Origin of the sequence: Methylorubrum populi, from assembly GCF_002355515.1 — a bacterium.
Taxonomy (GTDB): domain Bacteria; phylum Pseudomonadota; class Alphaproteobacteria; order Rhizobiales; family Beijerinckiaceae; genus Methylobacterium; species Methylobacterium populi_A.
Map to the genome: position 1 here is coordinate 3,211,586 of NZ_AP014809.1, position 18,814 is coordinate 3,230,399.

Consider the following 18,814-nt stretch of genomic DNA (forward strand, 5'->3'; position numbering starts at 1 on the left):
CTCCTGTAAAAATCCATATTGTCGCGCTGCTCAATGCACGCGCGGAGTGGTGCTGTATTGGAGCTCTGCGAGAGATCAGCTCATCCACGCCACCACCGCCAAATTTTCACTTGGCTCACTTGGGATGGTGCGCCGCGATCCAACCCTTCCACATAGAGCGGAAAGCGTCGCCCATATCCCGTGCGAAGCGCTCATGGTCCATGACCGGACCGGCGAACATGCGTTCACGCAGGTTCGTACGGATGGCGCGGAGGCGATCCGGATCGCGTGCGAGTTCCAGCGCGCGGGTCGCATAATCCTCAGGCGTGTCGCCCACAAGTTCTCCCAGTCCGATCGCATCCAGCAGCGATGAGCCGACACGCGAGACCGCGTAGCTCCCCCGCAGCGCGATGATCGGGACACCCATACAGAGCGTGTCGCAGCTTGTTGTCCCACCGTTGTAGGGGAATGAATCGAGGGCGATGTCGAACTCGTGGTAAAGATTGAAGTATGTCGTCGTGACGCGGGGATGCAGCCGCACCCGGTCAAGCGGTATTCCCGCCGTCGATAGGCGTGCACAGACCTGTTCCCGAATGGCAGCCGTCTCCACATCGGCCACGACCATGAACAGACGCGCGTCGGGAAGCGCCTCTAGGATGGCGGCCCAGGTCTTGAAAGCGCAATCGCTGATTTTCTCGAAGCGGTTCATGACACCGAAGGTGATGAAGCCGTTGTCTTCGAAGGGCGGGCGCTCCCGTACGGGCGGGATTTCGCGATGCGCCTCGTAGGTGGCGGATACACCCGGCAGCCACCACACCGTCTCCGTGTGCAGGCTCTCCGTCTGGCCGGGCACGTCGAGACGGGTATCGGTCAGGCGGTAATCGATGGCGCGCAAGCCCGTGGTCGCCGGGTGGCCCATCCACGTGACCTGAACCGGCGCCGGCTTCCGAGCGAAGACAAGCAAGCGGTGACCGGCACTGTGGCCCGAGAGGTCGACGAGGATGTCGATCGCATCCGCCTCGATCAGATCGGCCGCCTCGTCGTCGCTGAGCCCGGCGATGTTGTGCCAGCCGCTGAACAAGGTCCGCAAATGCGCTGAAACTGCATCTTCCGCCGCCTGCGTCATGTAGGCTCGCGCCTCGAATTGCGCCTGATCCAGGTGGCGCAGCAACGGCTCGATGAAGCGGGCGACGGCGTGAGTGCACAGGTCACCGGAGACGAACCCGATCCGCAGGGGCCGATCCGCATCGCGATCGTTGGCGAAGGGACGCCGCCGCAGCAGCGGATCGGCGAAGCGTGCGCCGAAGCTGCGTGCATCGGCGGCGTAATCGGCGTGCGTAACGCCCTCGGTATAGAGCTTGGCGAAGAGTCGGTTGGAATGGGCTGTAACATGATCGGGATCTGCCGTGAGCGCCCGATCGAAGCTCGCGATCGCCTCGTGCAGATAGCCGAGGCTCTTCAGGCCGCACCCGAGATTGTTGTGCGCGTTGGCGAGGCCCGGATCGAGCGCGACGGCACGCCGCGCGTGAGTCACGGCCGCGCCGTGGCGGCTGATGCGCTGATAGACGCCGGACAGGTTGGCGTGTGCAATCGCCAGGTCGGGGTCGAGAGTGATCGCCCGCTCCAGAGCCGAGATGGCGCCGACATTGTCGCCCAGCGTGATGAGGACGGCACCGAGACTGCTGAAATACGCGGCGTTGTCGGGCTCGCGATAGATCGCGATGCTGAACAGGTCGAAGGCTTGCTGGTGCCGCCCCTTGCCCGCGGCGACGGCGCCCGCGAGATGCGTTGCGTTGGCATGGGTGTCGTCCAGGCTGATAACGAGGTCAGCCAGCGTTTCCGCCGTGGCGAGATCGCCTGCGTTGTAGCGCTCCTGTCCGCGCGCGAAGGCATGGTCGGCGAAATCCTTGAGGACCGCACGCGTTTCATCGTCGGCGACCTCCCGACTCCGAAACCGATCCATCAGGGCATGCGCCTCGTCGAGCCGATTCAGCACGAGGAGCGTTACGGCCAGTGCCAGCCAATAGCGTGGCTTCTCGGGTTCAGCTCGCAGGGCGGCTACGAAGTGTGGGACCGCCGGACCGGGTCCGTCTACTTTGCTGGTCAGGAGGCCGAGCTCGTGGTGCGTGCCCGCGTGATGCGGCACCTCTTCGAGCACGCGCTGAAGGTTGCGACGGGCCTTCTCATAACGTCCGGCGGTACGGTGGGCGATGGCCTTGGCGAGCGTGCGCTCGATCGAATTCACGGCATGAGCGTGCTCGATCGTCCGCAACCTGCGAGGTTCACGCATACCCGACGCTCCCTGAGAAGGCAGAAAAGTAGGGGCTCTATGGTCAACAAATGATTAACATCGGCACTCTTCCAGGCCGCTTGGAGAGGACTAAGCGCAAAGCTCCCCGTGATGTTTGCGTGAAAGCGTTGTCGTGTAAAAAACCGGATGGTGCTTATCGATATCGAAACATATCGCACCTGCGCGACGAGATTATGAGATATAGAATGCCTCTATTAAAAATATTCCAATGATAGGTTGTATTTCCGTTGCGAAAACCTGATCGGCGGACGTGTCCGGCGATGAGTGGGCGCCGGTGAGGGTGCGCTAGGCTTTTGTTTCTGCATCATCTTTTTCCGAAAGCCGCAAACCACCTTTCGGGATGATGCTCTAGCCGGGATGGCAGCCGCGGTTCAGCCCGCCTGCACCCGCGCCAGGAACGTCCCGATCGCTGCTTGCACCGCCGCGCTGCCCTCTCCCACGCGCTCAGCGCCGGAGCGGACGTCGTCCGAGCGCGCCTCGCTGGATGCCGCGGCGGCGCGAACGCCAGCGATGTTCTCCGAGATCGTGCGGGCATCCGCCGCTGCGCCCGCGATCGAGCGGGCGATCTCATGGCTGGCTCGGCCCTGCTGCTCGGCCGCCGCCGCGACCTCGGCGGCGATGAGGCTGAGCTGCGCGATCGTCTGCCCGATCTCGCCGATGGCGCTGCTGGTGCTGCCGGCGGCCTGCTGGATCGCCGCGACCTGGGCCGCGATCCGGTCGGTCGCCGCCGCGGTCTGACCGGCGAGCGCCTTCACTTCGCCCGCCACCACGGCGAAGCCGCGCCCGGATTCGCCCGCCCGAGCGGCCTCGATGGTCGCGTTCAGGGCCAGAAGGTTGGTCTGCTCGGCGACATCGCGGATCAGTGTCACCACGGCGCCGACCTCTTCGGCTGCACGCGAGAGAGCGCACACCGTCGACTCCAGTCCGCTTGCATCGGTCAGTGCGGTCTCGGCGATGCGGCTCGCGTGGCGGACCCGTTCACCGATGCTCCGAGCCGAGCCCGACAACTCCTCGGCGGCGCCCGCAATACTGTCGACGACGCCGGCGGATTGCTCGGACGCTCCAGCCACCTCTCCCGCGCGCAGGGTGGTATCGCCCGCCGTCTCCCGCAGCCTGTCGGCGGCGGCGCGCATCGCCTGTGCCGAGCCCGCAAGATCGGCCACCGCACGCCGGGTCTCGTCCTCGAAGTCCCGTGTCGCGGCCGCGAGCCGCGTAGCGCGGGCGCCATCGTCCGCCAGCCGCTCGCGGGCGGCGCGGTCGAGCTCCCGCTTGTCGATCAACGCCGCCCGGAACTTCGCGATGGTTTGGGCCATCTCGCCGACCTCGTCGCGGCGGTTCGTAAACGGCACGGCCACCTCGCTTTGGTCGTCGGCGAGCGCCTGCATCGTCCCCTTCAGCCGGTGCAGCGGGCGCTGGATCTGCGTGCGGATGATCCAGAACGCGGCAACGAGTGCGATGATCAGCGCCGCGGCGGGCACCGCAATCAGGGTAACGAAGCCCAAATGCCGTGCCTGCGCTGCCGCCACGCGCTGGCCGTCGAAGCGCCCGAGCACGTCGTGGCCGAGCACGCCGATCTCCGCGACCATGCGCTCGCGGTTCTTCACCGTCGCTTCGTCGCTGGCCTGGATCAGGGCGGCGCGGGGCGAGACCGAGAGGCCGAGATCGGCGGTCTCGGTCTGGTAGGCGATGAACTCCTTCACCGCGAGATCGAGCCGACGCCGCTTCTCCGGCGGAAGATGCCCTTCCATGGCGGAGAGAAACGGTCCGCGTGCCGCATCGACATCGCCGAGTGCGGTCTGAAGCGCCGAGAGCCGCTGCCGCGCCTCCTGCGTGTCGGAGGCGGTGTAGACGGCGGTTGCTTGCACGACTGCGTGCTCGATCGCCTGGGCAAGACCCCGCGCTTCGAGCCCGGCCTCCCAGAACGACTCGGTGAGCGCGGACCGAGCCTGCTCCTGCGACGCTTGCCGCAGGGCGAAAGCCGAGATGCCGGCTCCGACGAGACCGAGAAGACCGACGACCGTGGCCAGCTTTAAGCCGAGAGACACGCGCATGAAAAAGCCCGCCGATCCGTAGAGTCGACGGGCTTCTAGGAAGACGGTGCTTGAGCTCAGGTTAAATGGAGCCGGCTACTCTCGATTTTCCAAGGAATGCGCCGCATCATCTTTCGAGATCGCGGATTGTACGATCGAGCGCATCGGATCAGTTTACGCTCAATTCCTCTGAGGCGCCGTCCCGCCAAGGTGGAACACGCGGTGAGGAACCAGTTCGCCGCGCTCGACGTCGCCGACGGCGACGAGAACACCGCCGCAGGTCGCGTAGGCTTTGCCGCCGACCGGGGCGTCGTGCCCGCGCAGGATCACCGGCTGGCCGCGCATGAGACGAAGCCCCATGTCGCGGCTGACCGCTACCGAGGGAATCTCTTCCAGAGCCGTCTCGACGGGGTGGAGGTGCATCTCCGTGCTTTCCTCGAGCGCAGCGACGCTGCAGGCCGTCGCCTCCTCGAACGGGCCGACACGGGTACGCCGCAGGGCCGAGACGTGGCCGTAGCAGCCGAGTACGCGCCCGAGGTCGCGGGCGAGCGCGCGAACGTAGGTGCCCTTGCCGCATTCGGCGGCGATGACGGTGCGGTCGCCGTGATGCTCGATGACGGAGAGATGGTCGATACGCACCGCGCGGGCCACCAGTTCCACCACCTCGCCGTCGCGGGCGAGATCGTAGGCTCGTTCGCCCTGGATCTTGATGGCGGAGTAGCGCGGCGGCACCTGTTCGATCTCGCCGACGAAGGACGGCAGTGCCGCCTCGATCGCCTCGCGGGTCGGCCGGTTCTCGGACGTCTCGACCGGGCGACCTTCCGCATCGTCCGTATCGGTCTCGATGCCCCAGGTGACCTCGAAGCGGTAGGCCTTGCGGCCATCCATCACGAACGGAACGGTCTTGGTCGCCTCGCCCAGCGCGATCGGCAGGATGCCGGAAGCCAGGGGGTCGAGGGTGCCGGCATGGCCCGCCTTCTTGGCGTTGAACAGGCGCTTCACCACCGCCACGGCCTGGGTCGAGGTGATGCCGACGCCCTTGTCGAGCACCACCCAGCCGCTCACGTCATTCTTCTTCGGCCGGTCGTGCCGCGGCCGGCCGCGCTGGGGACGGCGACCGCCCCGCGGCGGCCCGTCCCGGCGCATGTCGCCGCGCGGTGCCTGGGGCGCCTCGCTCGCGCGTTCGGAAGAAATTTCGTCCTGCATCCTGTCCTCGATCGACGGGCTTTTTGGAGGGAGTCGTCCCGTCATGGGGGCTGTCACGGGGCCGCCAGGCGGCCCGTCGGTGGTGAACAGGCGGCATGAAACGGGCCGCCCGGATCAACATCAATCGCGCGAGGGCGAATCCGGTTCGGCCTCGTCGTCCTCGCGGGGGGCGCTTTCCAGATCCCGCTGGACCTTCTCGCTCCGCAGGAGCTGGTCGATGCGCGCCGCCTCGTCGAATGTCTCGTCGCGGCGGAAGCGCAGCTCGGGGGCGTATTTCAGATTCACCCGCCGCGCCACCTCCTGGCGAAGGATCTTCTTGTGCCGGTCGAGCGCGGCGATCACCGGCGCCTCGTCCTGACCGCCGAGCGGCATGATGTAGGCAGTGGCGAGCTTGAGGTCCGGCGACATGCGCACCTCGGGCACGGTGACGACGTGCGAGCCGAGCACCGGGTCCTGGATGTCGCCGCGCTGGAGCACTTCGGCGAGCGCGTGGCGCACGAGTTCGGCCACGCGCTGCTGGCGCTGCGAGGGACCGGAAGGAGTCTGCTTTTGGGCCATCGGCTGATCGACGTCGCTGAACCGTCAGGCTGGTGCCTGGAAACAAAGGGGGCCGCAGCTTTCGCCGCGGCCCCGCTAGGAAGAGCGGTAGGGGAAGGCCGCTCAGAGCGTGCGCTTGATTTCCTCGACGTTGAAGCACTCGATGAAATCGCCCACGCGCATGTCCTGGTAGTTCTGGAAGGACATGCCGCACTCGTAGCCGGCCGTGACTTCCTTGGCGTCGTCCTTGAGGCGCTTGAGCTGAGCCAGCTTGCCCTCGTGAATCACCACGTCGTTGCGCAGCAGGCGGACATGGGCGCCGCGCTGGACCACGCCTTCCATGACGCGGCAACCGGCGATCTTGCCGACCTTCGACACGTCGAAGATCTGCAGGATCTGCGCCTCGCCGAGACGCTCCTCGCGCAGCGTCGGCGGCAGCATGCCCGACAGCGTGGCTTTGATGTCGTCCACGAGGTCGTAGATGATGCTGTAGTAGCGGATCTCGGTCCCGTCCCGCTCGGCCGCGTTGCGCGCTTCCTTGTGGGCGCGGACGTTGAAGCCGATCACCACCGCCTTCGAGGCGTTGGCGAGCGTGATGTCCGACTCGGTGATGCCGCCGACACCCGAGAGCAGGATGCGCACGCCGACCTCGTCGTTGCCGAGCGCGGTCAGTGCACCGACGATGGCCTCGACCGAACCCTGCACATCACCCTTGATGATGATCGGCAGCTCCTTGCGGTTGGCGCCTTCCTTGGCCTCGCGCATCATGTCGACGAGCGAGCGGTTGGCACCACCCGTGCGGGCGTTCAGGCGCTCGCGCTTGATCCGGGCACGGTACTCGGTGACCTCGCGGGCGCGGGCCTCATTCGGCACCACGATCACGCGGTCGCCGGCATCCGGCGTGCCGTTGAAGCCCAGCACCTCCACCGGCACCGACGGGCCGGCATAGGGGATGTGCTTGCCGGTGTCGTCGATGAGGGCGCGGATGCGGCCCCACTCGGCGCCGGCGACGATGATGTCGCCGGTGAACAGCGTGCCGCGCTGGACCAGAACCGTGGCGACGGGGCCGCGGCCGCGGTCGAGCTGCGCCTCGATCACGGTGCCCTCGCCGTCGCGCTTCTCGTTGGCGCGCAGGTTCATGATCTCGGCCTGGAGCTGCAGACCCTCGAGAAGCTCGGGCAGACCGTCGCCGGTCTTGGCCGAGACCTCGAATTCGAGGGTCTCGCCGCCCATCGACTCCACTTGGATGTCGTGCTGCAGCAGCTCGGTGCGGACCCGTTGCGGGTTCGCGTCCGCCTTGTCGATCTTGTTGATGGCAATGATCATCGGGACGCCGGCCGCCTTGGCGTGCTGAATCGCCTCGACGGTCTGGGGCATCACGCCGTCATCGGCCGCCACCACGATCACGACGATGTCCGTCACCTTGGCGCCGCGGGCGCGCATAGAGGTGAAGGCCGCGTGGCCGGGAGTGTCGATGAAGGTGATGAGGTCGCCCGAAGGCGCTGCCACCTGATAGGCGCCGATGTGCTGGGTGATGCCTCCGGCCTCGCCCTCGACCACGTTCGCCGCACGGATCGCATCGAGCAGCGAGGTCTTCCCGTGGTCGACGTGACCCATGATCGTCACGACCGGCGGACGCGGCTCCAGATCCTCCTCCAGATCCGGCTCATCGGAGGTCAGACCCTCCTCGACGTCCGACTCGGCGACGCGGCGGACGGTGTGGCCCATCTCCTCGGCGATGAGTTGGGCGGTGTCCGAGTCGATCACGTCGGTGATCTTGTGGATCTGGCCCTGCTTCATTAGCAGACGGATCACGTCGACCGCACGTTCGGACATGCGGTTGGCGAGTTCTTGGATGGTGATCGTCTCAGGAATTGTCACGTCGCGGGCGATCTTCTCCTTGGGCTCCTCGTGCCGGTGGCCGCTCATGCGCTGCTGGCGGCGACGGAAGGAGGCGACGGAGCGGGTGCGCTCATCCTCGCCCGCCGTAGCGTTGGCGATGGTGAGGCGGCCGCGGTTACGATCGCCGCCCGGCGACTTCGGCGTCTTGGGCGGCGTGATGATCTTCAGCGGCATGCCGGGGCGGCGGATCACCCTCTTGGTGTCCGACTCGTCCTCGGCCGCAGCCGCACCGGGACGGGCGGCGGGACGCGCCGCGGTACCCGCAGGACGGGCGGCGGTGGTCGGGCTCGGCGCCTTCTCCGGCTCCGGCGCGGGGGCCGGCCGGGCCATGAAGTTCAGGTCGCGCGGCTTCTTCACGTCCGCGGTAATGGTACGGCGCGGCTCGGCAAGCGGCTGAGGTGCCGCGGGACGGGCGGCCGTCGGCGCCGGGCGCGCGCCGGTCGCCCCCGAACGCGCAGCGGATGCGGCCGGACGTTGCGGCGCCGCGCCCGGACGAGCCGTCGGCGAAGCTGCCGCGGGGCGGGCAGGGGCAGGGGCCGGGCGGGCAGCCGGGGCAGGCGTCGGCGCGGCGGCCGGCGCAGCGTCCGAAGCCTGAACCGGAGGAGCCGCAGCCGGCGCTTCCGTCGGAGCTTCGACGGCCGGTGCTGCTGCGGCGCGGGCTGCCTCTTCCTCGGCCGCGCGGCGGCGGGAGTCCTCGGCGGCCTTGCGGCGGAGTTCGTCCTCCTGGCGGCGACGCTCCTCCTCCTCGCGGCGGCGGGCCTCGGCGGCCTCGCGCTCACGGCGCTCGGCTTCCTCGCGATCGCGGCGGGCCTTCACCTCGGCCTCGGCCCGCGCACGGGCCTCAGCCTCGCGGCGCTGCGCGTCGGCCAGGGCGGCGGCGCGGGCATCCCGCTCCTGCTCACTCAGGGTGCGCAGCACCACGCCCGAGGCGCTGCGGCCGGCGGGACGTGCCGCCGCAGCGGGAGCGGGCGCGACGGAGGCAGGACGCGGCGGGGGCGCTGCGGCGGGCTCACGGGGCGCGACCGTTCCGGGCGCGGCGCCGATCGTGCGCCGCTTCACCGTCTCGACCACGACGGATTTCGACCGCCCGTGGGAGAAGCTCTGACGCACCGTTCCCTGCTCGACCGGGCGCTTCAGCGTCAACGGCTTCGCGGGAGCTCTGGTCTGCGTCTTGTCACCCGGATTGTTCGTATCGCTCATTCAGTCTGAACCCTGAGGGCTTCCATCGTCCCATCGGCCGGCGGCGGGCATGCCCGGCCGAGTGTCATTTCATTTCGTCGTCGTGCGAATCGAAGGCGGTCGCGCCAGCAGAGAGCGGGGCGTCCTCCTCGGACGCCGACGCCATACCCTCGAAGGTGCGGAACCGACGCCAACGCGCGAGATAGCCGGTGGTGCCGGCTCCCGCGATGAGGGCAGCGTGTATCACATGATCCCGGCCCAATGCCATGTCCAATTCGGTGTTGGACAGGTCATCGACAACGGGAATAACCGATATGGCATCGCCGTAGCGGCGCCGCAAGGCGGCAGCGAGCTTGCGGCGCCCGTCCGCAGCGGCATCGCTGGCATGAATCAGGCCCGCGACCCCCGCGGCACCGAGGATCGCCGACTCAACTTTACCGAAACCGGTCACCACGCAGCCGGCCTTATTGGCGAGCGCCAGCGCCTGCCGCAAATCCGTGCGCAAGCCCTCCGCAACCTGATCGGCGAGGTTCGGCGGAGCCTTCACATCGCTGGTCTTGAAGGCGCGATGGAAGGCGCGGCGCTTCACCGCCGCCTCGACCGTGGCACGGGTGGCCGTGAGCCACGCGCCGCGGCCCGGCAGACGGCTGCGCAGGTCCGGCACCACCGCGCCGTCCGGTCCCAGGACGAAGCGGATCATCGCCGCGGGCGGTTGTGCGATGCGGGTGACGATGCAGGTGCGCACGGGCTCCCGGCCGCGGCCGGGGCCGCGGTCGAGTTCCGGGCCGGCCGCGTCCGCTTCGCCGTCCGCTTCGCCTCGCGCGATCATGTCCTGCACCGTCCCGTGTCGCTCCCGGCTCAGGCCTGCTGCGGCTCGGCCGCAGCCGCCTCGGTCGACTCGCCATCGGCGGCCTCGCCCTCTTCCGCTTCACCCTCGGCCGTCTCGCCTTCCGGCTCCGGCAGCGATTCGATCCAGCCGGCCTTCAGACGGGCGGCCATGATCAGCGCCTCGGCCTCGGCCCGCGACAGTTCGAAGCCGTCGAGGTAGCCGGCATGGCGCACGGCCTCGGGGCCGCGGCCCTCGGTGTAGCCGACGAGGTCGTCGGTGGCGCAGCCGGCGAGATCCTCGACGGTCTTCACCTCGTTCTCGCCGAGCGCCACCATCATCGCCGTGGTGATGCCGTCGATCTCGCGCAGTTCGTCCTCGACGCCGAGCTCGCGGCGGCGGTCGTCCTGCTCTTGCTCGATGCGGGCGAGGTAATCCTGGGCGCGGGCCTGGATCTCGGCACCGGTCTCTTCGTCGAGACCCTGGATGTTGGAGAGTTCCGCCACATCGACATAGGCAATCTCCTCGACGTTGCGGAACCCTTCCGCCGCGAGAAGCTGGCCGACGGTCTCGTCGACGTCGAGGGCCTCCATGAACACTTGCGTGCGCTCGGCGAATTCCTTCTGGCGGCGCTCCGACTCCTCGGCCTCGGTCAGGATGTCGATGTCCCAGCCGGTGAGCTGCGAGGCCAGCCGCACGTTCTGGCCGCGACGGCCGATGGCGAGCGAGAGCTGGTCGTCCGGCACGACCACCTCGATGCGGTCGGCCTCCTCGTCGAGCACCACCTTCACGACCTCGGCCGGCTGGAGCGCGTTGACGATGAAGGTCGCCTGATCCTCCGACCACGGGATGATGTCGATCTTCTCGCCCTGCAATTCGCCGACCACCGCCTGGACGCGGGAGCCGCGCATGCCGACGCAGGCGCCGACGGGGTCGATCGAGGAATCGCGGGAGATCACCGCGATCTTGGCGCGCGAGCCCGGATCGCGGGCCACCGCCTTCACTTCGACGATGCCGTCGTAGATCTCCGGCACTTCCTGGCCGAAGAGCTTGGCCATGAATTGCGGGTGCGAGCGCGAGAGGAAGATCTGCGGCCCGCGCACTTCCGAGCGAACATCGAACAGGTAGGCGCGGATGCGGTCGCCGGGGCGGAAGGTTTCGCGCGGGATCATCTCGTCACGGCGCACGATGCCTTCGCCACGGCCGAGATCGACGATGACGTTGCCGTATTCCACGCGCTTGACGACACCGTTGAGGATCTCGCCGATTCGGTCCTTGTACTCGTCGTACTGGCGGGCGCGCTCGGCATCGCGCACCTTCTGCACGATGACCTGCTTGGCCGATTGCGCGGCGACGCGGCCGAAATCGAAGGGCGGCAGGGTGTCGGAGATCACGTCGCCGACGAGCGCGCCGGGATTGTAGCGGCGGGCCTGATCGAGGGTGATCTCGCGGGCATCGTTCTCGACCTGATCGACAACGAGCAGGTGACGCGACAGGCGCAGCGCGCCGCTCTTCGGATCGATCTCGGCGTGAACGTCGGTCTCGGCGCCGTAGCGCGAGCGGGCCGCCTTGGCGATCGCCTCTTCCATCGCCTCGATGACGATCTGGCGGTCGATCACCTTCTCGCGGGCCACCGCGTCGGCGATCTGCAGGAGTTCGAGCCGGTTGGCGCTGACGACGGCCATGGTTCCTGGTCCTTCCTTCAGTCGTACTTTTGCAGTCGTACTTGCAGAGCTTGTTTTCAGGTCGCGCGCCGGCCCTACGGGACGAGGGCGCGGGAAAGTCAGTGCAACGTGTCGCGGTTCTTGAGGCGGGCCGCCTTGGTGACGATGCCGCCGCCGGGCCTGGGCTTCTTGGCCTTCACCGGCTTGTCCGACTTCTTGTCAGCCTTGGGCTTGGGCCGCTTCGGCTGCGGGATGAAGCGCACCTGCGGCGCCTCGTCCTCCGGCTCCTCGCCCTCCTCGTCGTCCACCTCCTCGCCGTCCTGCGGCGGAGCGGAGCCGCGGCGCAGCGATTCGCGAATCAGGTCGTCGGTGAGGACGAGATGCGCCTCGCCGAGATCGCGCAGCGGCAGGTCGATGCGGCTCGGCAGGCCGGGCTTCACGTCGGGCAGGTCGATCGGCACCGTGGCGCCGTCGGCGCTCGGCACACCGAGGATGCCGCGGAAGCGCTTGCGCCCGTCCATCGGCACCGCAAGCTCCACCTTGGCCTCGTAGCCGGCCCAGCGCTCGAAATCGGAGACGCGCACCAGCGGCCGGTCGATGCCGGGCGAGGAGATCTCGAGATAGTAGGCGCCGCCGACCGGATCCTCGAGGTCGAGGATCGGCGAGATCGCGCGGCTCACCGTCTCGCACTCGTCGACGCCCATCGTCCCGTCGGGCCGCTCGGCCATGATCTGCACGGTGCAGCCGTTGGTGTTCGAGATCTTCACCCGCACCAGCCGGAAGCCGAGGCCCTCGATCGGTCCCTCGACGATCTGGGCGACGCGCGCGGCGACGCCGGTCTCGCTGACAAGACGTTTCTCGGTGGGCTCCGCCATGCTGTGGTTTTCCGGCAAGTCTCGATCGGGGTTTGAGCTTGGCAATTCGGGTGCAGGAGGTGCTTGCGGAAATAAAAAAGAGCGGACCCCGGGGGGCCCACTCCCGCAAGCAGCCTATCGACTGCACCAGAAATGTTGAGCCGTGACTTAACCCCGGCGGGACGCGAATTCAAGCGCTTCGACGCGCGATCCGCAGCCTCCGGTGCCGCGATCCGGCCATCTCCGGCTGTAAACACCGCCTCAATCGCACGCGAGAGGGGAGGGGAGCATGCCGGCCACCACGACCGGACCGGATCCGGACGCCCTGCATCCGATGCCCGGGCACCGGCGCGTCACCTTCATCCGCAACCTCGACCTGCCGGAGAATGTCGAAGTCGGCGCCTACAGGTACTACGACGATCCGGCCGGCCCGCAGGCGTTCCTCGACGCGATCCTCTACCACTTTCCCTTCATCGGCGACCGCTTGGTCATCGGAAAGTTCTGCGCCATCGCCGCGGGCACGCGCTTCCTGATGAACGGCGGCAATCACCGCCTCGACGGGCTCTCGACCTATCCCTTCCCGATCTTCGGCGGCGACTGGATCGGCCGCGTCGCGGGCGAGCTGGACTTCCCGAATCGGGGCGACACGCGCATCGGCAACGATGTCTGGCTCGGCTACCGGAGCACCGTGATGCCGGGCGTCACGGTCGGCGACGGGGCGGTGATCTCGGCGCATTCGGTCGTCGCGGCGGATGTCCCGCCCTACACGATCGTGGCCGGCAACCCCGCGAAGGTTGTCCGCCGCCGCTTCTCGGACGAGGACGCCGCGCGGCTGCAGGCGGTGGCGTGGTGGAACTGGCCGATCGAGCGGATCACCGCTCACCTGCCCCTGATCGGCGGCGGCGACATCGCCGCGCTGGAGATGGCGGCGCGGGAGGGCTGATCGCCGGTGCCGTAGGGGATCAGGGGTGGCGTCAGCTTCATCGGCCCGTGCTCAGTGGCCAGCACCGCGGCGATCCAGAACAGGAGGAGCCCCACCAGCAGACCTTCGCGGAGGGTCGGCCGCGGCTGTGTTTCTTCGCGGCGTCGGGCCATGAGCAGGATGTCCGGTCGGCACATCGTGCCGTTCTGAAGCCCGATTGTTTCCGATTTGTGTGGGAATTATACCCACGGACGTTGATCGAGGGGAATGTCTCGATACTGCCTGTTCGGCAGCACCGAAGAGATGTCCTCGAGCGAAAAGAAAACGCCGCCCTGATAAGGGCGGCGCTTGATTGCAGTCCTGCGAGGATGGAGGCGTCAGGCCGCCTGCTTGGCCTTGTTGAGGAGCTTGCGGTTCACCAGCACCTCGGCGATCTGCACCGCGTTCAGTGCCGCGCCCTTGCGCAGGTTGTCCGAGACGCACCAGAAGTTCAGGCCGTTCTCGACCGTGGCGTCCTCGCGGATGCGGGAGATGTAGGTGGCGTCCTCGCCCGCCGCCTCGTGCGGGGTCATGTAGCCGCCGTTCTCGCGCTTATCGATCACCAGCACGCCGGGGGCCGAGCGCAGGATCTCGGTCGCCTGCTCCGGCGTGATCGGACGCTCAAACTCGACGTTCACCGCCTCGGCATGGCCGATGAAGACCGGGACGCGAACCGCGGTCGCCGTGAGCTTGATCTTGGGATCGAGCATCTTCTTGGTCTCGGCGACCATCTTCCACTCTTCCTTCGTGTAGCCGTCCTCCATGAACACATCGATGTGCGGGATGACGTTGAAGGCGATGCGCTTGGTGAACTTCTTCGTGACCACCTCGCCGGCCGTGAAAACGGCGCGGGTCTGGCTGAACAGCTCGTCCATGGCGTCCTTGCCGGCGCCGGAGACGGACTGGTAGGTCGAGACCACGACGCGCTTGATGGTGGCCGCCTCGTGCAGCGGCTTGAGCGCGACGACGAGCTGCGCGGTCGAGCAGTTCGGGTTGGCGATGATGTTGCGCTTGGTGAAGCCCACGACCGCGTCGGCGTTCACCTCGGGCACGATCAGCGGCACGTCGGCGTCGTAGCGGAACGCGGACGAGTTATCGATCACCACGCAGCCCTGCTGGCCGATGCGCGGGCTCCACTCCTTGGACGCGTCGCCGCCCGCCGACATCAGGCAGATGTCGGTGTCGGAGAAGTCGTAGGTGTCGAGCGCTTTGACCTTGAGAATCTTGTCGCCGAAGGAGACTTCCTGGCCCAGGCTGCGGCTGGAGGCCAGCGCCACGACCTCGTCGGCCGGGAAGGCGCGCTCGGCCAGAATGTCGAGCATCTCGCGGCCCACATTGCCCGTGGCTCCGACGACGGCGACCTTGTAACCCATCTCACCAAACTCCGCTGCGCGGGCGGAATGACACCGGCCCGCCTCTTCCCATGGCCGGCGGACGCACCGCGCGAGACCGTCATTCGGGAAGATTCCATAGGCTGAAGAACCCGCCCCGATTCGTCGTCGAGGTGGGCTCGCCAGGCGCCGGGAGCAAGATGCCTCGGGCGCCGGCCTGTCAAGAGGCGTGCGCGGATGCTCGCACCGCCGGCCTGACAGGACGCGCGAAACACAACCGGCGATTCACCATCGCGCGAGAAAGCCGAGGACAGACGGCGCCCGCGCAACCCTCTGGTGGCCGGCGGCGCGGCAGAGATCGGGCAACGGCGAGGGCTCCCGCAGCCCCGCGGACCCGATGAAGGCCTGCGCATGCTCCCCTACCCGGACGACGCTCAAAATCGCTTCGACGATCGTTTCGAGGATCCGCCGCGCTCCCCGCCGGTCCGGCTGCTGCCGGTCGCGGCCAAGCTCGCGGCGAGCGCCGCGCTGATCGCCAGCCTCTCCCTCGTGGCACGCGACCGCATGAATGCCCCCGAGCCGTCCAGCGCCTGGAGCGAGCCGCCGCGGGCGGCCGAGGGCGCGCGGCGGGCCATCGCCGCCACCGAGCCGCTCCTCACCCTGCGCGAGGACGCGGCCGAGCTGCGGCCGCAGCCCGAGCCAACGCGTTGGAATTCCGGCAACGGGCAGCGCGAGGACAGCGTTAGCCAGGGCGCGTTCGATACCATCGAGGCGCCCTATCTCCTCGTCACCGCCACCGATGCGGGCGGCCCAGGTGATCCCGGCCCGAGTCTGTTCGTGACGCTGGTGCGCCGGGCGGCGGACGGGCGCGGCCTGTCGATCCTGCGTACTGGCGAGCGCGGCATCGTGGCGACCCGCCTCGGCAGCTTCGAGACCGTCGAGACCACGCTGGCGGCGGCGGGAAAGCGCGGCTGCACCGGCTTTCGCAGTCTCGATCTGAAGGCGGTGAGCCTCGACGGCTGGCTCTGCGGCATCCTCGGCCAGGCGCCGGAACCGCGCTCCGTCGCCTGCGCCATCGATCGGATCGCGCTTGCGGGCCGCGTGACGGCGACGCTCGGCGCCGATGCCTTCCCCGAGGCGAGCGCGTGCCGAGCCGAGGAAGCGGCGATGGCGCCGCCGGGTGACAGCACCGGCTCGATCGCCGTCGCGGCGGCCGCGGAGCCGCCTAGAAACAATGCGGCAAAAACGCGGCGAAAATGACGAAGCGCGGCCATATTTCGGGAACAACGGCCACGCCAGAACGTCTACTCTGCAACAAGCGGGATTCTTAACGAACGGCCCGTACAGTCGCCTCTCACACGACAAGGTACGCCATGCGCTTTTCCAAGCTCGCCCTGTTGGGCGCCATGACCCTCACCGCGATCGGCTTCGGAACCAGTGCGGAGGCGCAGGGCCCCTACGGCAATCCCGGTTACGTGCGCGTGAGCCAGCCGCTGCCGATCCGCATTCGCCCGCGCTCCTGGCTCGATGCCGGCAACGTGGTCGAGCCGGGCAACGGCTCCGTTTCGAACCCGGCCACCAATCCGGCCTTCATCGCCGCCTCGAACCAGCTCAACCCGGTCTACGGCCGCAACGACCGCTTCGGCGCCGGCATCCTGCCCGATCCGATCACCAACGGCCCGTTCATCGGCGCCCGCTCGACGGCGATCCGCAACGTCGACTTCTCGGCCGTCGACGCGATCGACCCGACCTCCTACGTCGCCCGCTACGGCAACCCGTACCGGTAGGATCTCTGTCCGATCGGCGGATGGATACGGGCCCTTTGGGGCCCGTTTTCGTTCGACGGGGCCGCTTAGGTCTTGAGCACCGGCTCGGCCACGTCGCCCGCACCGCGCTCGGCGAGGTAGTGGGGCTGGAACAGGCACATGCGCACCGCGTCGCGGTAGCGGCCGTTGACGAAGAACTCGTCTCGCAAGATCCCCTCGGGGCGGAAGCCGCAGCTCTCGTAGATGCCGGCCGCGCGCTTGTTGTCCTTGTCCACGTGCAGATAGAGCTTGTGGATGTTGAGCACCTTGAAGGCGTAATCGATGGCGATGCGGGTGGCTCGCTTGGCGTAGCCCTTGCCCTGATGATCGGGGTGGATCGCGATCTGGAACTCGCAGCGCCGATGCAGGTGGTTGATCTCCACCAGCTCGACCATGCCCGCCGGCTCGCCGCGCTCCGTGGCGATGATGAAGCGCCGCTCGGTCTGGTTATGAATGTTGCGCTCGTAGAGCTGCGCCAGTTCGGCGAAAGATTCGTAAGCCTCCTCGAACCAATAGCGCATGATGCTGTCGTTGTTGTTGAGCTGATGCACGAAGAGGAGGTCTTCGCGCTCCAGCGGTCGCAGTTTGATACTCATTTCCGCACTCGGGGCCGGTTCGGATGGGGTTGGCCTCCGGCCTACTCCCATGCCGACCAAGACGGAATGATGAAAGCCGGCTTCAAACCGCGCGAAGGCAGGTCTCCTCCTCCGCCAACCTGCGGGCGGCGGCGGCGTCGAGCTCGTCGAGCGGGCCGTGGAAGCGCAGGGCCCGCGTCGGCTCACCGACCCGCATCACCAGCACCACCGTTTCCCGGTCGGGACAGCCGGGGTCAGCGCAGACGATTTCATTGACGGAGAGAGCGTCCGCCTCCGTCAGAGCCAGTGCCGGCCGCAGCACGGATTTCGCCTCTGCTGCCGCCCGCGCCAGTCCGGCCGACCGGGTGCGCCAATCCTTCAGGCTGATGAGGCCCATGGGAATCAGGCGACCGCCCGGCGCCAGACCGGAAGGGGATCGGGCAGGTCGCAGTAGGCGGACGGATCGAAGTGCCGGATCTCCGCCGAGCCGACGAGGCAGGCATCCAGCGCGGTGGTGATCGCCTCGCGGTCCATCCCGCGGCCGATGAAGACGAGTTCCTGGCGCCGGTCGCCCCACACCTCGCTCCACACCGTGTGAAGCCGCTCGCGGAACACAGCCTCCTCGGGCCAGCGCTGACGCGGCACCGCCGCCCACCAGAAGCCCATCGCGCCGATATGCGCGACGGCGCCGGCGAGCGAGAACGCGCCGACCCAGTCCGGCCGGGTCGCGAGCCAGAAATGGCCCTTCGCCCGGATCAGGCCCGGCCAGGTCGTGTTGGCGAAGGCCTGGAATTTCTCGGGATCGAACGGGCGCCGCGCCCGGTAGACGAAGGACCCGATGCCGTATTCCTCGGTCTCCGGCACGTGCTCGTGCGCGCCGTAGAGTTCTTTGAACCAGAGCGGGTGCTCCTGCGCCTTCTCCTCGTCGAACAGGCCGGTATCGAGGATGGCCTCCGGCGGCACCTTGCCGTGTGACGCCTCGACGATGCGCGCATCTGCGTTGAGCCCGCGGACCACCGAGCGCACGAGGTCGAGTTGGGCCGGCGCGACGTCGCGGGCCTTGTTGATCACCACCACGTCGGCGAACTCGATCTGCTCCACGAGGAGATCGACGAGGGTCCGGGCGTCGTCGGCGCCTGCCGTCTCGCCGCGCTGGCGCAGGAAGTCGTTCGAGCCGTAATCCTTCAGGAGGTTCACTGCATCGACCACGGTCACCATGGTGTCGAGCCGCGCCACGTCGCTGAGCGCTTTGCCAGCCTCGTCACGGAACGAGAAGGTGCTGGCCACCGGCAGCGGCTCGGCGATGCCGGTGCCCTCGATCAGCAGGTAGTCGAAGCGGCCCTCGGCGGCGAGGCGGCGCACCTCGGCGAGCAAGTCGTCCCGCAGGGTGCAGCAGATGCAGCCGTTGGTCATCTCCACCAACCGCTCGTCGGTGCGCGACAGGCCCGCGCCGCCCTCGCGCACGAGGTCGGCGTCGATATTCACCTCGCTCATGTCGTTGACGATCACCGCAACGCGCCGGCCCTCGCGGTTGTTGAGGACATGGTTGAGGAGCGTCGTCTTGCCGGCGCCGAGGAAGCCGGAAAGGACGGTGACGGGAAGGCGGGCATCGGTCTGAGACATGGGCGTCCGTCGGGCAGCGGGTGAGATGTTA

15 protein-coding genes are annotated in these 18,814 nt (G+C 68.0%); 3 read left to right on the forward strand and 12 right to left on the reverse strand.

Going from position 1 to position 18,814, the window contains the following annotated elements:
- Positions 1-115: 115 nt before the first annotated feature.
- The 8 genes from MPPM_RS14775 to rimP all read right to left on the reverse strand — a co-directional run bounded on the left by MPPM_RS14775 (position 116) and on the right by rimP (position 12,509).
- Positions 116-2,269 (reverse strand): tetratricopeptide repeat protein, encoded by a 2,154-nt coding sequence (locus MPPM_RS14775; RefSeq protein ID WP_096485688.1) that lies wholly within the window; start codon positions 2,267-2,269, stop codon positions 116-118.
- 392 nt (positions 2,270-2,661) lie between these two features.
- Complete coding sequence (locus MPPM_RS14780; protein ID WP_096485689.1) at positions 2,662-4,341, reverse strand: methyl-accepting chemotaxis protein; 1,680 nt, start codon at positions 4,339-4,341, stop codon at positions 2,662-2,664.
- A 159-nt stretch (positions 4,342-4,500) separates the two neighbouring features.
- A complete protein-coding gene (gene truB, locus MPPM_RS14785) occupies positions 4,501-5,526 on the reverse strand; it encodes a tRNA pseudouridine(55) synthase TruB (protein WP_096485690.1) in 1,026 nt (341 codons plus the stop codon).
- 120 nt (positions 5,527-5,646) lie between these two features.
- Positions 5,647-6,084 carry a 30S ribosome-binding factor RbfA gene (gene rbfA / locus MPPM_RS14790; RefSeq protein ID WP_096485691.1) on the reverse strand — a complete coding sequence of 146 codons (438 nt, stop codon included), beginning with the start codon at positions 6,082-6,084 and terminating at the stop codon, positions 5,647-5,649.
- Positions 6,085-6,186: 102 nt separating this feature from the next.
- On the reverse strand, positions 6,187-9,165 hold the full coding sequence (infB, locus tag MPPM_RS14795; protein ID WP_096485692.1) for a translation initiation factor IF-2: 2,979 nt from the start codon (positions 9,163-9,165) through the stop codon (positions 6,187-6,189).
- 64 nt (positions 9,166-9,229) lie between these two features.
- Entirely contained in the window at positions 9,230-9,973 is a 744-nt protein-coding gene (locus MPPM_RS14800; protein ID WP_096487862.1) for an RNA-binding protein, read from the reverse strand.
- A gap of 29 nt (positions 9,974-10,002) precedes the next feature.
- Positions 10,003-11,655, reverse strand: a complete 1,653-nt coding sequence (gene nusA, locus MPPM_RS14805; RefSeq protein ID WP_096485693.1) for a transcription termination factor NusA — start codon at positions 11,653-11,655, stop codon at positions 10,003-10,005.
- A gap of 98 nt (positions 11,656-11,753) precedes the next feature.
- A complete protein-coding gene (rimP, locus tag MPPM_RS14810; protein WP_096485694.1) occupies positions 11,754-12,509 on the reverse strand; it encodes a ribosome maturation factor RimP in 756 nt (251 codons plus the stop codon).
- A 268-nt stretch (positions 12,510-12,777) separates the two neighbouring features.
- Between rimP and MPPM_RS14815 the strand changes: the two genes are divergently transcribed.
- On the forward strand, positions 12,778-13,431 hold the full coding sequence (locus MPPM_RS14815; protein WP_096485695.1) for a CatB-related O-acetyltransferase: 654 nt from the start codon (positions 12,778-12,780) through the stop codon (positions 13,429-13,431).
- 356 nt (positions 13,432-13,787) lie between these two features.
- Here MPPM_RS14815 and MPPM_RS14825 read toward each other — a convergent pair whose 3' ends face one another.
- Positions 13,788-14,822 (reverse strand): aspartate-semialdehyde dehydrogenase, encoded by a 1,035-nt coding sequence (locus MPPM_RS14825; protein WP_096485696.1) that lies wholly within the window; start codon positions 14,820-14,822, stop codon positions 13,788-13,790.
- 369 nt (positions 14,823-15,191) lie between these two features.
- Here MPPM_RS14825 and MPPM_RS14830 point away from each other — a divergent pair, with 369 nt between their 5' ends.
- Positions 15,192-16,040 (forward strand): hypothetical protein, encoded by an 849-nt coding sequence (locus MPPM_RS14830; protein WP_096485697.1) that lies wholly within the window; start codon positions 15,192-15,194, stop codon positions 16,038-16,040.
- A 113-nt stretch (positions 16,041-16,153) separates the two neighbouring features.
- On the forward strand, positions 16,154-16,567 hold the full coding sequence (locus tag MPPM_RS14835; protein WP_096485698.1) for a hypothetical protein: 414 nt from the start codon (positions 16,154-16,156) through the stop codon (positions 16,565-16,567).
- Positions 16,568-16,632: 65 nt separating this feature from the next.
- On the opposite strand, the gene speG is transcribed toward MPPM_RS14835, so the two are convergent.
- From speG to zigA, 3 genes are all read right to left on the reverse strand, one after another.
- Positions 16,633-17,181 carry a spermidine N1-acetyltransferase gene (speG, locus tag MPPM_RS14840; RefSeq protein WP_003598947.1) on the reverse strand — a complete coding sequence of 183 codons (549 nt, stop codon included), beginning with the start codon at positions 17,179-17,181 and terminating at the stop codon, positions 16,633-16,635.
- 82 nt (positions 17,182-17,263) lie between these two features.
- Entirely contained in the window at positions 17,264-17,557 is a 294-nt protein-coding gene (locus MPPM_RS14845) for a hypothetical protein (protein WP_096485699.1), read from the reverse strand.
- A 5-nt stretch (positions 17,558-17,562) separates the two neighbouring features.
- Positions 17,563-18,783, reverse strand: a complete 1,221-nt coding sequence (gene zigA / locus MPPM_RS14850) for a zinc metallochaperone GTPase ZigA (protein WP_096485700.1) — start codon at positions 18,781-18,783, stop codon at positions 17,563-17,565.
- Positions 18,784-18,814: the final 31 nt, after the last annotated feature.

Coding starts and splice junctions, on each gene's coding strand:
- MPPM_RS14775 (WP_096485688.1), bottom strand. CDS start 2,269: ATGCGTGAACCTCGCAGGTTGCGGACGATCGAGCACGCTCATGCCGTG.
- MPPM_RS14780 (WP_096485689.1), bottom strand. CDS start 4,341: ATGCGCGTGTCTCTCGGCTTAAAGCTGGCCACGGTCGTCGGTCTTCTC.
- truB (WP_096485690.1), bottom strand. CDS start 5,526: ATGCAGGACGAAATTTCTTCCGAACGCGCGAGCGAGGCGCCCCAGGCA.
- rbfA (WP_096485691.1), bottom strand. CDS start 6,084: ATGGCCCAAAAGCAGACTCCTTCCGGTCCCTCGCAGCGCCAGCAGCGC.
- infB (WP_096485692.1), bottom strand. CDS start 9,165: ATGAGCGATACGAACAATCCGGGTGACAAGACGCAGACCAGAGCTCCC.
- MPPM_RS14800 (WP_096487862.1), bottom strand. CDS start 9,973: ATGATCGCGCGAGGCGAAGCGGACGGCGAAGCGGACGCGGCCGGCCCG.
- nusA (WP_096485693.1), bottom strand. CDS start 11,655: ATGGCCGTCGTCAGCGCCAACCGGCTCGAACTCCTGCAGATCGCCGAC.
- rimP (WP_096485694.1), bottom strand. CDS start 12,509: ATGGCGGAGCCCACCGAGAAACGTCTTGTCAGCGAGACCGGCGTCGCC.
- MPPM_RS14815 (WP_096485695.1), top strand. CDS start 12,778: ATGCCGGCCACCACGACCGGACCGGATCCGGACGCCCTGCATCCGATG.
- MPPM_RS14825 (WP_096485696.1), bottom strand. CDS start 14,822: ATGGGTTACAAGGTCGCCGTCGTCGGAGCCACGGGCAATGTGGGCCGC.
- MPPM_RS14830 (WP_096485697.1), top strand. CDS start 15,192: ATGCTCCCCTACCCGGACGACGCTCAAAATCGCTTCGACGATCGTTTC.
- MPPM_RS14835 (WP_096485698.1), top strand. CDS start 16,154: ATGCGCTTTTCCAAGCTCGCCCTGTTGGGCGCCATGACCCTCACCGCG.
- speG (WP_003598947.1), bottom strand. CDS start 17,181: ATGAGTATCAAACTGCGACCGCTGGAGCGCGAAGACCTCCTCTTCGTG.
- MPPM_RS14845 (WP_096485699.1), bottom strand. CDS start 17,557: ATGGGCCTCATCAGCCTGAAGGATTGGCGCACCCGGTCGGCCGGACTG.
- zigA (WP_096485700.1), bottom strand. CDS start 18,783: ATGTCTCAGACCGATGCCCGCCTTCCCGTCACCGTCCTTTCCGGCTTC.